The organism is Streptomyces chlorus, from assembly GCF_042655885.1.
Classification (GTDB): domain Bacteria; phylum Actinomycetota; class Actinomycetes; order Streptomycetales; family Streptomycetaceae; genus Streptomyces; species Streptomyces chlorus.
In genome coordinates this window covers 59,556-73,703 of record NZ_JBHSOA010000061.1, presented here as the reverse complement: position 1 = coordinate 73,703, position 14,148 = coordinate 59,556, and the positions used below count along the sequence as shown (strand labels likewise).

Here is a 14,148-nt window from a genome sequence, read left to right as displayed (position 1 = left end):
GCACCTCGTCCCGGCGGGTATGGCCTTGCTGCCCCTCGTTCCGCTGACGCTTCTGGGCGGGGCCTCGTGGTTCGCACGCTGGGTACGCCCGAGTGCCGACGAGTGGTGCTTCCTGCCTCTCGTACGTGACGAAGGCTTCATGGCGCTGGTGAACCAGTTCTATTCCACGGGCAACGGACGGATCGCCAACGGCATGCTCGTCGCCTCCTACGCCTCGTTCGGCGTGGCAGGCCAGCAGTGGTACGCGGGGATCAGCGCGGCCGTGATGCTGGTCCTCCTGTGGACGTGGGCGGCGACACTGCTGCGGCGCACCGGGTGGCGGCTGCCCCGGGGCGTCCCGCTGTTCTCCGCGGCCACGGTCCTGGCCGTCTTCTGCTTCGCCTCCACGAACACGTACAAGACCTTCTTCTGGCCGGCCTCGTCGGTTTCCCACACCTTCCCGCCCGTACTCGCGGCCGCCGCCACGATCCCGGCCCTGCTCGCGACCTCACGGCGCGGAAAGGCCCTCGCCGTCGCGTTCGCGTGCGTCGTCGGAGCCGTCCTGGGCACGCTGTCGGAGGAGACCTCCGTGGTCGCCCTGGTGCTCCTCGCCCTGGTCCTGCTGCTGGGCCGCCGGCTCTTCCCGGCCGGGCAGCTCGCCTTCGTACGGGCCTGGTGCGCCGCTGCCGGGGCGGGCATCCTCATCGGCACCGCCGTGCTCCTCACCTCACCCGGCTCGCGGAACCGCCGCGCACATCACCACGCGGATTCCATGTTCACGCCCGAATCGCTCTACGCTTCGCTGCGGGGATATGCGCAGGTCCTCCATATCCTGGCGACGACCTGGCAGTACGTCGGCGCGATCGCCGTGGGCGTGCTGATCGGCATCCTCGCCCGCCGCGCGGACGGGAGCATCCCCCGCCCCGACCGCAGGGCGCCCCTGCTCCTGGGATCCGGGGCAGCTGCTCTGCTGTTCTCCGGATACGTATGCACGGTCATCGCCTATCCGGCGTTCGGCCCCTCGGTCGCGACCGCCAACAGGCTGTGGAACGACTACCTGTTCCCGCTGCTCCTCCTGCTCGTCGGCGCGGGCGCCCTCCTCGGCAACCTGACGGTACGGCGGTACCGCCGTGGCACGTGGCCGGTAGCCGCGGGCGCCGCGCTCCTGTGCGTGTGCGTCACGGCCGTACTCGCCATGCCCCTGCGCGACCTGGGGTCGGACATGCGGGTGCGGGCCACGGCCTGGGACAGCCAGGACCGCCTGCTCCGGGAGCGGGCCGCGGCGGGGGCGACGGTGCTGCCCTACAAGCCGCTCGCCATCAGCAGCATGCTGGAACCGTTCAGCAGCGATAAGCGGCCGTGGCCTGCCTCCTGTGTCGCTGTCTACTACCAGGTGAAGAAGGTCACGGACGGAACGGAACACCGAGGGTGAGGCGTTGCCCGAGCAGGCCCGCCACAACCTGGCCCGCAAGTTGCTCCTCGACACCGACAGCGACAAACCCCCGGCCACCGACCTGAATTCGTGACCCTCGAAGTCCGGACCCGGAGTCCTTTTCCCCGTCGTTGCCGTGTGCCGGCCACAGGCCATGGCCCGCCTCCTCGCGAACCGACCCCCCACTCCTGAGCAGCCCCCGACAGGCAGTGCGGTGGGCCGCGCGGTGGGCTGCCGCACCGGACAGGGCCCATCCCCGGACTCCGGGCACCCGTTCCGGACACACCGATCCGGACAAACCAGCCTCAGACCCTCACTCCGGGCACCCCACCCTGGTATGCCCCCCGAGGGGCATACCGGAACACTTCCCCCCTATCCCTCACGCTCCCGAAACTCGCCCTCACCGGCTGCCATCACCGCACCCGGACGGGGTAACCGCACGGAGACGAAGCCAGTTCGCGCGGAGCCCGGCCCGGACGCCGCGTTTCCACTGTCACAGAGGGAGGCAGGGATGCCACTCACGTTCCGCAAGAGCTTCAGGATTTTTCCGGGGGTACGGCTGAACATCAACAAGCGCTCCCTGTCCCTCACCACCGGCGGCAGGCGCGGCCCGCGGCACACCACGAGCACCACCGGACGTCGTACGACATCAATGGATTTGCCCGGACCTTTCGGATGGCGGCGCACGCGCAGCACCCGGCGCGACAGGGGACACTGACCCCACATCACCCGAACGGCCCACCCAAGAGACCCCCAAGGGGTGCCATCTCATATCTGAGATAGCCTCAGTCTCATGTCAGACGACTACCTCGTACGCATCGGCAAGCTCATCCGTGACGCCCGGCAACACCGCGGCTGGACACAGGCACAGCTGGCGGAAGCACTCGCCACGAGCCAGAGCGCCGTCAACCGCATAGAACGCGGCAACCAGAACATCAGCCTTGAGATGATCGCCCGCATAGGCGAGGCGCTCGACAGCGAGATCGTCTCCCTCGGCTACGCCGGCCCCATGCACCTGCGGGTCGTCGGCGGCCGCCGCCTCTCGGGCGCCATCGACGTGAAGACGAGCAAGAACGCGTGCGTGGCACTGCTGTGCGCCTCACTGCTCAACAAGGGCCGCACAGTGCTGCGCCGCGTCGCCCGCATCGAGGAGGTGTACCGCCTCCTGGAGGTGCTGGGCTCGATCGGCGTCCGCACCCGGTGGATCAACGAGGGCGTCGACCTGGAGATCGTGCCGCCCGCCACGCTGGACCTCGAGTCCATCGACGCGGACGCGGCCCGCCGCACCCGCTCCATCATCATGTTCCTCGGCCCGCTGCTGCACCGCATGGACCGCTTCATGCTGCCGTACGCCGGCGGCTGCGACCTCGGTACGCGCACCGTCGAGCCGCACATGATCGCGCTGCGCCGGTTCGGCCTGGAGATCGCCGCGACGGAGGGCCAGTACCACGCGGTGGTAAATCGTTCCGTCAGCCCCGACCGCCCGATCGTGCTGACCGAACGCGGGGACACGGTCACCGAGAACGCGCTGCTGGCCGCCGCCCGTCACGACGGCGTCACCGTCATCCGCAACGCCTCGTCCAACTACATGGTCCAGGACCTGTGCTTCTTCCTGGAGGCCCTGGGCGTCAAGGTCGAGGGCATCGGCACCACCACCCTCACCGTGCACGGCAGGGGGACCATAGACGTCGACGTGGACTACTCCCCCTCCGAGGACCCGGTCGAGGCGATGAGCCTGCTCGCCGCCGCCGTCGTCACGGAGTCCGAGCTGACGGTGCGCCGGGTGCCGATCGAGTTCCTGGAGATCGAACTCGCGGTCCTGGAGGAGATGGGCCTCGACCACGACCGCACCGCCGAGTACGTCGCGGACAACGGCCGCACCCGGCTGGTCGACCTCACGGTCCGGCCCTCCAAGCTGGAGGCGCCGATCGACAAGATCCACCCGATGCCGTTCCCCGGCCTGAACATCGACAACGTCCCGTTCTTCGCGGCGATCGCGGCGGTGGCGCAGGGCCAGACCCTCATCCACGACTGGGTCTACGACAACCGCGCCATCTACCTGACCGACCTCAACCGTCTCGGCGGACGCCTCCAACTCCTGGACCCCCACCGCGTCCTGGTCGAGGGCCCCACCCGCTGGCGCGCCGCCGAGATGATGTGCCCCCCGGCCCTGCGCCCGGCCGTGGTCGTCCTCCTGGCGATGATGGCCGCGGAGGGCACGTCGGTGCTCCGCAACGTCTACGTCATCAACCGGGGGTACGAGGACCTGGCGGAGCGCCTCAACTCGGTCGGGGCGCAGATCGAGATCTTCCGGGACATCTGAACGGCAGATGCCGCCGCATCCCTCTGACCTGCGCTGATGCGGGTCGGGAGGGGGTGCGGCGGCACCTCTGGGACTTCTCTGGGACTTTGGGCCAGGAGCGGGCTGTCCCCGGCCGCCCGGAGTTATGGCTACGCGAAGACCGCGTCGATGGCGGAGCTGCCTCGTGCGCCCGCGCGGGGCAGGAAGTGCGCGTACTTCCGGAGCGTGAACCCGGGGTCCGAGTGGCCGAGCCACCGAGCCAGGGAGACGACCGACTCGCCGGCCTCCAACTGCTCGGAGGCGTAGAAGTGACGCAGGGCGTGGTAGCCATGCTCCCGGGAGGGCTCCCAGACACGGGATCCGTCTGGAGCGCTCTCCTCCAGCGCGGCGATCACGTCGGCCTCGGAAAGGGCGGGATCGGCCGGTAGTCCATGGACGGTTCTCCTCGACGGGGGCCTGCCGGAGCACCGTACCGTCGGAGACGGGACTCATCGGCGTCTGCTGGGCTGCGGCGAGCGCGGGGCAGGCAGCCGCGCCACCTGCTGTGAGGATACGAGCTCGGCGCGGGCCTGTTCCCGTTCGAGCGGCAGTTCGGTCGCGATGCGCGCCAGGGCCGCGTTGCGTTGGCACCGCCCGTATCGCACTCCTGGACGACCCGAGTGGCGGCGTCACCGGCCGCCGGCTGGCCTGACCGTGCTCTCCCACCGCGGAGCGCCGCCGTGACGCCGCCTCCGGCATATCCGGCATGACACCTCGGCGGTGCGGTCCCGCCGTTGAGGGCCGCGTCGACGTACCGCTCGCGTTGCCCGGCTGCGCAATAGGCTCCAGCGGGCAGGACCCCTCCGAGACCCGGACGCAGTGGCCGGCCGTCCTCAGGGCGTGCCGTGGCCGGCTTACCGAGCAGCAGGTCCTCAAAGCGGTCCATCCCATACAGCAGCAGGCCCAGCGCGGGCAGTAGAAGAACAGCGACGGCGATCACCTCACCGCTCCCTCCCGACCGACAACATGCGCCGAGTGCCCACCGCCGCGTAGGTCACCGCCGGGCCCATGTGAAGGTGCGGTGACCAACGCCCACGCACGTCAGTGACCGGTAGCCGCCGGTCCAGGTCGCGAACGGCGACGGTCACCCGCACCGAGTCCGCGTCACCTCTGCGGGGGGACCCGCACGCCGACCGTTGCGACATTCAGGGGGAATGCCGCAACGCCTACGGCTGATCCATGCGCATTCAGTGCGACTCACCCGGTGGCGAGTTCCTCCAGTGGCACGTCTGGGTCGGCCAGCCGGTCCCGGTTGACCTGCGTGCCGGAGCGGACCAGGCGCTGGATCGCTTCGTTGACGTCCCAGGTGTTGACGTTCATGCCGGCCAGCACACGGCCCTGGGCCGTCCAGAAGGCGATGAACTGCCTGCTCGTCAGATCGCCGCGGACGACCACATCGTCGTAGCTGTCGGGTTCGGCGTAGCCGGCGTACTCCATGCCCAGGTCGTACTGGTCGGTGAAGAAGTACGGGACGCGGTCGTAGGAGGCGGCCTCGCCCAGCATCGACCGGGCCGCTGTCTCGGGTTGATGGAGGGCGTTGGCCCAGTGCTCCACCCGGATGTGCTTGCCGAGCATCGGGTGGAAGGCATTGGCCACGTCGCCCGCCGCGTGGATGTCGGGGTCGGAGGTCCGCAGGGACGCCTCGACGATGATGCCGTTGTCGACGTGCAGGCCCGCTTCGGCGGCGAGTTGGGTGTTGGGGACGGCACCGATACCGACCACGACCGCGTCCGCGTCGATGCGGGTGCCGTCGGCCAGGCGGACACCGGCGACCGTACCGTTCTCGCCGATGATCTCTGTGACCTGTGCGGTCAGGCGCAGGTCCACGCCGTGCTCTCGGTGGAGGTCGGCGAAGACGGGGGCGATCTGCCGGCCCATGACGCGCAGCAGCGGCAGTTCGCCCGCTTCCAGGACGGTCACGTCCACGTCGGCCTCGCGGGCGGCGGCGGCCACTTCCAGACCGATCCAGCCTCCGCCGACGAAGACGATGCGGGAGGCGGACTGGAAGGTCCGCTGGATGCGTTCGCAGTCGCCGACGCGGCGCAGGTAGAGCACGCCGTCGAGGTCCGCGCCGGGTACCGGGAGGCGTCGCGGGGAGGCGCCCGTGGCCAGGAGCAGTTTGTCGTAGCCGATCCTCTCGCCGCCGGAGAGGGTGACCGTGCGCCGGTCGCGGTCGAGTTCGGTGACGGTGGTGTCCACTCGCAGATCGATGGCCTGCTCGGCGTACCACTGTTCCGGGTGGACGAAGATCGTCTCACGGTCCTGTTTGCCCTGCAGGTAGCCCTTGGACAGTGGTGGCCGCTCGTAGGGGTGGTCCGGCTCGTCCCCGATGAGCAGGATCCGTCCGTCGAAGCCGTGCCCGCGCAGTGCTTCGGCGGCCTTGGCACCGGCCAGGCTCGCTCCCACGATCACGAACGTCGCTGATGCCATCACGCGTGCTCCCTGCTGTCGTCGGTGCGGTCGGGCGGGTCGCCGGCGGAGGCGTCAAGGCGGGCCGTGAGTTTCCCGGCCAGCTCGTCCCAGCTGGCGTCGAACTTCTCCACGCCCTGGTCCTCCAGCATCTGGACGACATCTGCGTAGTCGACGCCGAGCCCGGCGAGTTCGTCCAGCACCTGGTGTGCCTCGCCGTAGGTGTCACGGATGTGGCTGGCCGGCAGCACTCCGTGGTCCGCGACTGCGTCGAGGGTGGCCTCCGGCATGGTGTTGACCACGTCGGGGGCGATCAGGCCGACGACGTAGCGGGTGTCCTCGTAGGCCGGGTCCTTCACGCCGGTGGACGCCCACAGCAGCCGCTGCGGCCGGGCACCGGCCTGCGCAAGCCGCTTCCAGCGGTCCGTCGCAAGGGCCTGCTCGTAGTGCTCGTAGGCGATCCGGGCGTTGGCGAGGGCGGCACGTCCGCGCAGGGCCGCGGCCTTCTCCCCGCCCAGCCGGTCGAGACGCCGGTCGATCTCGGTGTCCACCCGGGAGACGAAGAACGACGCCACCGACGCGATGCCGGACAGGTCCTTCCCGGCGTCCCGGGCGCGTTCCATGCCCGTGAGGAACGCCTCCGTCACGGCGTCGTAGCGTTCCAGGGAGAACAGCAGCGTGACGTTGATGCTGATGCCTTCGGCCAGACAGGCGCTGATCGCCTCAAGGCCCTGCTTGGCCGCGGGGATCTTCACGAACAGGTTCGGGCGGTCCACCAGCCACCACAGCGCCCGTGCCTCGGCGACCGTGCGCGCCGTGTCGTGCGCCAGACGGGGATCGACCTCGATCGAGACTCGCCCGTCCACACCCCCGCTGGAGTCGTAAGCCGGCCGCAGCACGTCGCAGGCCCAGCGCACGTCGGACGTGGTCAGCGCGCGCAACGCCTCCTCCACCCCCGCACGGCGCAGCGCGAGATCGGCGAGTTGGCCCTCGTAGCAGTCGCTGTGCTCGATGGCCTTGGCGAAGATCGTCGGGTTGGTGGTCACCCCCACGACGTGCCGCTCCGCGACCAGCCTGGTCAGACTGCCGTCGACGAGCCGCTGCCGGCTCAGGTCGTCCAGCCAGATCGATACCCCGGACGCGGACAGCTGAGCGAGCGTGTCGGTCACCCTATGCCTCCTCTGCCCGGCCCGGGCGTCATGAGCTGCGAAGGGCTCCCTGGGGTCAAGACTCACCCAGCACACGCGGTGCCGCAGGTCGACATGGGGCCCGTGCTGCGTGCTCCTGGGTCGCGTAGCCCGTGCAGGCACTCCTCAAATGCGCATCGGAGGCGAGGACGTCCCAGAGTGCATCGTCACCGCCCTGGCTGCATGATCAAGGAGTCGTAGGGCGGCGCACACGCGGTCGACTCGGGACCGGCCGCGAGGAGCGCGCCCAGGCCCGGGTCTGCAGGGTCGCGGCGAACAGACGTCCACAGGAAAGTAATGACAGGTGAGTGACCGACAGCAACCACCGAGTGGGGCGCCCAAGGTCGGCGGCCTGGCCGGCGACGACATCGGATACGACAGTGAGGAATGGGCTGCCGTCCGCCCCCGGCGCATCACCCCCGAGCAGTGGCAGCAGTTCGAGGGCTACATGCGGGAGATCTTCACGGCGCTGGGGATGCCTGTCGGCTCTCCCCCGACCGTCGACACCCCGCGCCGCTTCCTGCGCGCGCTGTTCGAGGCGACCAGCGGATACGAGGGTGATGAGAAGCTGGTCACCGCGTTCCCCACCGAGTGCCGCGGTGGCCCGGACTGCCGCATCAGCCAGGTGGTGGAGGGGCCGATCCCGTTCTTCGCCCTCTGCGAGCACCACAGCCTGCCGTTCTTCGGCGCCGCCTACGTCGGCTACGTCGCCCACGAGCACATCCTCGGCCTATCCAAACTGACCCGGCTGCTACGGCTGTTCGCCCGCCGCTTCTCGGTACAGGAACGCATCGGCCAGCAACTCGCCGACGCACTGGTACGCATCCTTGAACCGCATGGCGTCGCCGTGCACCTGGAGGCGGTGCACCTGTGCACGCAGATGCGCGGCGTCCGCGAGATCGAGTCCAGCACCCGCACCACCTACTGGCGCGGCAGTTACGAAACCGAGGACCAGCTGAGAATGGAGTTCTTCGACCTGTGCGGCCCCAGGAGCACCGGCCGTGGCCGGACCTGACAGCGCCTTCACGGCTCCAGTGCCTCACGCCGAGCCGTTGGTGCGGCTGTACGAGGAGCCCGGACTGCACCGCTGGAGCCTGCCGCCGGCGCTGGCCGCGCTCTACGGCGGCGGCCTCGGCTTCCCCGAACCGTGCCTGTACGCCAACTTCGTCGCCTCGCTCGACGGAGTGGTGGCGCTCGGCCCGGAATACCCCTCATCCGGCTCGACGATCAGTGGACGCGAGCCCGCCGACCGGTTCGTCATGGGGCTGCTGCGGGCCTGCGCCGACGCCGTCCTCATCGGAGCGGGCACGCTGCGCGCCTCACCCCGCCACCGGTGGACACCAGAGCACGTCTACCCGGCCGCCGCTGCCGACTTCGCCCTCCTCCGCCGGCAGCGGCGCCGTGCCGCCGCGCCGGAACTCGTCGTCGTCACCGCAAGCGGCAACCTGCCGGCCGAGCACCCGGCCCTGCAGACGGGCGCACTCATCGCCACCACCACCCAAGGCGCAGGCCGCCTCACCCGAAACCTCCCGCCGACCTGCGCCATCCTTGCCCTCGGCGACGGCCCGACACTGAGCATCCCCCAGGTGCTGGGCATCATCCGCGCCCGCGGACACGCCACGATCCTCTCCGAGGCAGGCCCGCACCTGGTCGGGGAACTCGTCGGCACCGGCATCCTGAACGAGCTGTTCCTGACCCTCTCCCCCGTACTGGCCGGCCGCGCCGGCACCATCCGACACGGGCTGATCGCCGGGCTTGAACTGCTCCCGACGCGGCACGAGACAGTCGGCCTGATCAGCGTCCGGCGGCGGGCGTCCTATCTGTTCCTGCGCTACCGACTGCCCCGCCGGCACCCCTGGGCCGGCGACCGGCGTCCGGGACACACCGGAGTCGCACGGCGCGCCGAGCCGCGTGCGCCGTGACACCCAACGGCGTCAACGGGTAGTCGGCAGTCATGCCCGAGCAATTCCAGATCGAGCCGATGGGCGAGCACGATTATCTGGTGCGCGTCCGGTACAGCGGGGGCGTGATCGAGTCGCGGTTCCAGGCGAGCCCGGCCGTCGTCGACGAACTCGATGCGGCAGAGGCCGACGAGCAGCGCGTGATCGAGGAGACCGCCCTCTACCTCGCCGAGCGGCAGCCGGTCATCGACCTTCCCCCGATGGTCGACCTCGACGATGTCGCGGCCGCCTACGGGGACCACTACATCAACGAAATGACCCGGCGCCTGAAAGACTCATGAGGCGCCGCCTGTCACCGTGATCCCGCGGGATCAGGCCATCGTCACCCGGCGCGGTTGCGGATCCCACCAGCCAGGAGACGCTGAGATGAGCGATCGACACTCCACAACGGGGACCCACGCAGGAGGCTTCATGTACAGCAAAGCCGCCATCGCCGGTCACCCCATCCACCCCATGTTGATCGGCTTCCCGGTCGCCTGCTACACCGGAACCCTGGTGGGCTTCGCCGTGTACGCGGCCACCGGGCACCAGTTCTGGCTCAACCTGGCGATCGCCCTGAACGTCGTGGGCGTCGGCAGCGCGCTGCTCGCCGCACTCCCCGGCCTCGTCGACTGGGCCTTCGGTATCCCGCGCGGCTCGGCCGCCAAGACCGTCGGTCTGGCCCACGCCGGCCTCAACGTCACCGCGCTCGTGCTGTTCGCCGTCAGCCTGGGAACGTACGTCACCCACTGGAACGGCCCGGCCACCGGAACCACCCTCGGTCTCGCGCTCACCTCGGCCGGTGTCGCCTGCACCCTCGCCGCCGGCTTCCTCGGCTGGATGCTGGTTCAGGACTACCACATCGGCATCCGTCTCACCCCGACACAGGAACGGGACGAACTCGCGGTGCAGAACGTGCATCGGATCGGCGCCCACAGGAGTCACGCGGCCTGAGTTCCGGCCCGGCTCTCGCAGCCGTGGAGAGGAAACGACATGCCACCGGATACGGCTTCCCAGGGGCAGGGGCAGGGGCCGCCGTCGGCGATCCGATGGAACGGGCAACTCCCCACGCCTGGGATCAGAAAGCAGCCAGTGTCAGCATGGCGCGCGGGCCTCAAGGGCGCCGCCGTTCCCGGGCAGCCCGGCGATGATGGCGCCCCGGTGCAGCACGTCGCGGAGCATGGCGGGGGTCAGGGTCCGGGTGGACATGTTGCGCCGGCTGGGGTGGTATCCGCCGACCAGGTGCACCTGCCGTTCACCGCTCCCGTCGGTGAGGAGGGCTTCGGCGCCGTGCCCGAAGGCCGGGCGGGGGCGGGGCAGCTGCCAGCCTGCGCTTGTGAGCACGGGCAGCAGCGCCTGCCAGGCGAAGCCGCCGAGCACCACGATGGCCCGCAGGGTCGGCCGCAAGAGTTCCAGTTCACGGGCGAGCCACGGGCGGCAGGTGTCGCGCTCGGTGGTGGTGGGCCGGTTGTCGGGCGGGGTGCAGTGCACCGGGACCGTGATCCGCACCCCGTACAACTCCAGCCCGTCGCCCCGGTGGGTGGCGGTGGGCTGGGAGGCCAGGTCGAGGTCGTAGAGGGCGGCGTACAGCGCGTCGCCGGACGGGTCACCGGTGAAGATCCGCCCGGTGCGGTTGCCGCCGTGCGCGGCCGGCGCCAGACCGACGATCGCCAGCGGTGCGTCCGGCGGGCCGAAGCCGGGCACGGGACGCGCCCAGTAGTCCCAGTCCCGAAACGCCCTGCGTTTGACCCTGGCGGCCTCCTCCCGCCAGGCCACCAGGCGCGGGCAGGCCCGGCAGGTGGCCACCCGCCGCGTCCAGTTCGCTCGGGGAGCTCACCCGGCAAGCCGTCCGCGCGGGAAAATCGGGTGACGCGGGCAGGGGACGTCTGCTGGCCACATCGTCTCCTCGTCCATACGCCGTACCGGACGCCGTCACTTTGCACCCGGGCGACGGTCGTGGTGGCCGACCCGGCAGGATCCCGACGGGTTCGCATGAGCCGTCCCCGATAAAATGGGCGAGTCGGAACCATCCGCTTCGCAGCAGGGCACGGAGCTGTCCACCCATCAAGGCCGAGGCGGCCGACCGATCTGGAAGGGCACCATTATGGCCAAACAGATCACCTATCGCAGAGTCTACGAGGAGACCGCGCCGAAGGACGGCAAGCGTGTGCTGGTCGACCGGGTCTGGCCCCGGGGCATGCGCAAGGGGGACGCGCACCTGGACGAGTGGCTACGTGACGTCGCCCCCTCCAGCGAACTGCGCAAATGGTACGGCCACGAGCCCAGCCGCTTCACCGAATTCCGCCACCGCTACCTGGCAGAACTGCGCGACGCCGGACACCGCGAGGCGGCCGAACACCTGCGGGACCTGGCAGCCCACGACAAGCTCATGCTGCTGACCGCCACCAAGGACGTGGACCACAGCCAGGCCGCTGTCCTCGCCGAGTGGCTGAACAAGAGCCGGTGACCAGCATGTGAGACGCCGGGGGTGGCAGCCACCATCGTTCACGCGAACGCGCCCCTACGCAGGCCGCGAGCGCCGTACGGGCCGGCCGTCTCCGCCACACCATGCCGGGCGTCTCGCGCCGCCCGAAGACGTGAAGAGGGATGGCAATGCGAACGAACATCATCCGGCACGAGAGCATGATGGTGAGCTACGACGGGGTCAACGGCTGGACCGTCGTCGAGGTCGACGGTGAGGTGGACGCCCACACCGCCCCCATGATCCGGGAAGGAGCGATCAAGCTCATCGACGAGGGACACCGACACTTCGTCCTGGACCTGGGCTTTGTCACCTTCATGGATTCGATGGGGCTGGGCGTGATCGCGGCCATCACCAAACGCATCCGTGAACACGAAGGCTCACTGCGTATCGCGTCCGTCTCCGCCCGGATGCTCAGGATCTTCGACCTGAGCGGCATGCGCGAGAGCTACGAAATCTACCCCTCATCAGCGGAAGCGACGCAATCCGCTCCCTCGCCCGGCAGCCTGACCCACTGGCCCCACCCGTCAAGCTGAGGAACGCGCACCGGCTTTCATGCTGCCGCCGGCCCGCGTGCTGGAGGGCGCAGTGATCATCTGCCTCGGCGTGGGCACCGCCTCCCGCTGGCTCGGCACCCGCGTGCCGGTCCGAGGGCGTACGGGATCGCGACCGGTTCGCGGCGATGCTCCGCAAGAGAGCTGACGGGGCGATGTCGCCTGGCGCATCTGTCGGGTCCTGCTGTCATGGGTGGGAGTGCGGTGAGGTGTCCTTCATCGCGTGCAGCGCGAGGGTGGAGTGTGCGTAGGCGCCGCCGGCGCGCATCTCGGCGGCGACCCAGATGGCTTCCATGATCTCCTCTGGGCTGTTGCCTTTGCGCTGCGCCAGGCGGGTGTGTCCCTGGATGCAGTACGGGCACTGCGTGACATGCGCGACCGCGACGGCGATCAGCTGTTTGGTCTTCTCCGGCAGCGCCCCGTCGGCGAACACGGCGCGGCTGAAGTTCTCGAACGCCTCGTTGACGGCCGGGGCGAGCTGCGCCCGCCGGGCGCCGATCTCGGTGGTGGCCGGGTGATAGACGGGCTCGGTCATTGATCGATGCCTCCGTACGGTTAGAGGTCGGCCTGCGAAGGCCGTTGACAGGGTGTCGGCTGAACAGGGTGCGGGCGACGGTGCTGATGCGGTGCGGTGATACCGGCAGCGCCCATGACCTCATGCGGGGTACCTGGGCAGGACACGCGGACGGCGAGGTTGAGCGACTCGTGGAACGCGCCGATGTTGGTGGTGCCGTCGCCGAGCAGGCACATCACCGCCTCGCTGTCAGCTGAGGGCCGCCCGCGGTAGGCGATCGCCAGTGCCGCGCCGGTGGCCGGGGGCAGCTGGCCGCCGACGATTCCGTAGCCGCCCAGCAGCCGCAGCTCGGTGTCGAACAGGTGCATGGAGCCGCCGCGCCCGCCGGACAGGCCGGTGGTGCGGCCGAACAGCTCCGCCATCACCCGGCCCGGGTCAGCGCCGCGGGCGAGTGCGTAGCCGTGTTCCCGGTAGGTGGTGAACAGGTAGTCGGTGGGCCGCAGTGCGGCCATCAGGCCGACGCAGGTGGCCTCCTCGCCAAGGTTGAGATGGCAGTAGCCGCTGATCTTCGCCCGGGTATACATCTCCGCGGCCCGCAGCTCGAAGACTCTGATCAGCGCCATCTGCCGGTAGTAGCCGCGCAGCACCTCGGCTTCGCTGTCGGAGACCGCGCCGATGGGTGGGGGGCCGGCTGTTCCGGCGGCGTCGGCGGGATCGGGGCCCGGTGTCGGTGAGGAGGTCATCGTTCGCAGGGTTTCCCTCGGGTCGGTGCGGCTCTTGGCTCAGCTGCCGGGCGGTGCTTCCTGGACGGCGAAGCGGTTGGCGGCGGCGTGGCACTTGGGGCAGCGTTCGGGCGGCTGGTCACCGCGGGCGGTTTCGCCGCACACGGTGCAGGCCCACTCGGTGGTCAGCAGCGCGACGACATCGGAGCGGCTGATGATCCCGGCCAGGCGGCCGGCGGCCAGCACGGGGACGCGGCGGATACGCCGCTCGACCAGCAGGTGGCGGACGTCGTCGACGTCGGTGTCCTCGGTGACGCTGATCACCGTCGCCGTCATCACCTCGGCCGCGGTGACACCGGGCCGGGCCAGCAGGTCGTACTCGCTGACCAGGCCCAAGACCGCGCCCGCGGCATCCAGCACGGGGACGGCGCTGATCCGGCCGCCGTGCAGCACGGCCGCGACCTCCGACACCGGTGTGCCCTCGGTGACGGTGACCACCGGCGCCGTCATGATCTCCTTTGCCTTCATCACGATCCTCTCGGCGGCTGAGCGAGGCGGCCCCGCACCAGGTCGGGGGCGGTGGCGAAG

15 protein-coding genes and 1 pseudogene are annotated in these 14,148 nt (G+C 70.0%); 9 read left to right on the top strand and 7 right to left on the bottom strand.

What is annotated here, in order from left to right:
- Positions 1–19 precede the first annotated feature (19 nt).
- The 3 genes from ACFPZI_RS25815 (at position 20) to ACFPZI_RS25805 (ending at position 3,734) form a co-directional block, all read left to right on the top strand.
- Entirely contained in the window at positions 20–1,411 is a 1,392-nt protein-coding gene (locus ACFPZI_RS25815; protein ID WP_381367437.1) for a DUF6056 family protein, read from the top strand.
- Positions 1,412–1,922: 511 nt separating this feature from the next.
- Positions 1,923–2,129, top strand: coding sequence for a DUF4236 domain-containing protein (locus ACFPZI_RS25810; protein ID WP_381367435.1), 207 nt, complete (start codon positions 1,923–1,925; stop codon positions 2,127–2,129).
- Positions 2,130–2,204: 75 nt separating this feature from the next.
- Complete coding sequence (locus ACFPZI_RS25805; RefSeq protein WP_381367432.1) at positions 2,205–3,734, top strand: UDP-N-acetylglucosamine 1-carboxyvinyltransferase; 1,530 nt, start codon at positions 2,205–2,207, stop codon at positions 3,732–3,734.
- A 128-nt stretch (positions 3,735–3,862) separates the two neighbouring features.
- On the opposite strand, the gene ACFPZI_RS25800 is transcribed toward ACFPZI_RS25805, so the two are convergent.
- The 3 genes from ACFPZI_RS25800 to tal all read right to left on the bottom strand — a co-directional run bounded on the left by ACFPZI_RS25800 (position 3,863) and on the right by tal (position 7,330).
- Complete coding sequence (locus ACFPZI_RS25800) at positions 3,863–4,108, bottom strand: site-specific integrase (protein WP_381367430.1); 246 nt, start codon at positions 4,106–4,108, stop codon at positions 3,863–3,865.
- An 841-nt stretch (positions 4,109–4,949) separates the two neighbouring features.
- Positions 4,950–6,182, bottom strand: coding sequence for an NAD(P)/FAD-dependent oxidoreductase (locus ACFPZI_RS25795; RefSeq protein WP_381367427.1), 1,233 nt, complete (start codon positions 6,180–6,182; stop codon positions 4,950–4,952).
- On the bottom strand, positions 6,182–7,330 hold the full coding sequence (gene tal, locus ACFPZI_RS25790) for a transaldolase (RefSeq protein ID WP_381367424.1): 1,149 nt from the start codon (positions 7,328–7,330) through the stop codon (positions 6,182–6,184). Before tal ends, ACFPZI_RS25795 begins: the two co-directional genes overlap by 1 nt.
- 322 nt (positions 7,331–7,652) lie before the next feature.
- On the opposite strand from tal, the gene folE reads away from it, so the two are divergent.
- From folE to ACFPZI_RS25770, 4 genes are all read left to right on the top strand, one after another.
- Positions 7,653–8,363: a GTP cyclohydrolase I gene (gene folE / locus ACFPZI_RS25785; protein ID WP_381367422.1), complete on the top strand. Its 711-nt coding sequence runs from the start codon at positions 7,653–7,655 to the stop codon at positions 8,361–8,363.
- A complete protein-coding gene (locus ACFPZI_RS25780; RefSeq protein WP_381367419.1) occupies positions 8,350–9,270 on the top strand; it encodes a RibD family protein in 921 nt (306 codons plus the stop codon). Before folE ends, ACFPZI_RS25780 begins: the two co-directional genes overlap by 14 nt.
- 32 nt (positions 9,271–9,302) lie before the next feature.
- Complete coding sequence (locus tag ACFPZI_RS25775; protein ID WP_381367416.1) at positions 9,303–9,590, top strand: hypothetical protein; 288 nt, start codon at positions 9,303–9,305, stop codon at positions 9,588–9,590.
- Between the two features lie 130 nt (positions 9,591–9,720).
- On the top strand, positions 9,721–10,242 hold the full coding sequence (locus tag ACFPZI_RS25770; RefSeq protein ID WP_381367413.1) for a DUF2231 domain-containing protein: 522 nt from the start codon (positions 9,721–9,723) through the stop codon (positions 10,240–10,242).
- A 141-nt stretch (positions 10,243–10,383) separates the two neighbouring features.
- Here the strand turns inward: ACFPZI_RS25770 and ACFPZI_RS25765 are convergent.
- Positions 10,384–11,185: pseudogene (locus tag ACFPZI_RS25765) on the bottom strand (uracil-DNA glycosylase).
- A 207-nt stretch (positions 11,186–11,392) separates the two neighbouring features.
- Here ACFPZI_RS25765 and ACFPZI_RS25760 point away from each other — a divergent pair.
- Positions 11,393–11,755, top strand: coding sequence for a DUF488 domain-containing protein (locus ACFPZI_RS25760; protein ID WP_381367410.1), 363 nt, complete (start codon positions 11,393–11,395; stop codon positions 11,753–11,755).
- Positions 11,756–11,901: 146 nt separating this feature from the next.
- The gene (locus tag ACFPZI_RS25755; protein ID WP_381367407.1) at positions 11,902–12,306 is read left to right on the top strand and encodes an STAS domain-containing protein; all 405 of its coding nucleotides are present in this window, start codon (positions 11,902–11,904) and stop codon (positions 12,304–12,306) included.
- A 205-nt stretch (positions 12,307–12,511) separates the two neighbouring features.
- Here ACFPZI_RS25755 and ACFPZI_RS25750 read toward each other — a convergent pair whose 3' ends face one another.
- From ACFPZI_RS25750 to ACFPZI_RS25740, 3 genes are read right to left on the bottom strand one after another with little or no spacing between them, the layout of a single operon-like run.
- Entirely contained in the window at positions 12,512–12,859 is a 348-nt protein-coding gene (locus ACFPZI_RS25750; protein ID WP_111002400.1) for a carboxymuconolactone decarboxylase family protein, read from the bottom strand.
- A gap of 20 nt (positions 12,860–12,879) precedes the next feature.
- Positions 12,880–13,581 carry a thiamine pyrophosphate-dependent enzyme gene (locus ACFPZI_RS25745; protein WP_381367404.1) on the bottom strand — a complete coding sequence of 234 codons (702 nt, stop codon included), beginning with the start codon at positions 13,579–13,581 and terminating at the stop codon, positions 12,880–12,882.
- 39 nt (positions 13,582–13,620) lie between these two features.
- The gene (locus tag ACFPZI_RS25740) at positions 13,621–14,088 is read right to left on the bottom strand and encodes a CBS domain-containing protein (RefSeq protein WP_381367401.1); all 468 of its coding nucleotides are present in this window, start codon (positions 14,086–14,088) and stop codon (positions 13,621–13,623) included.
- Between the last annotated feature and the right edge of the window lie 60 nt (positions 14,089–14,148).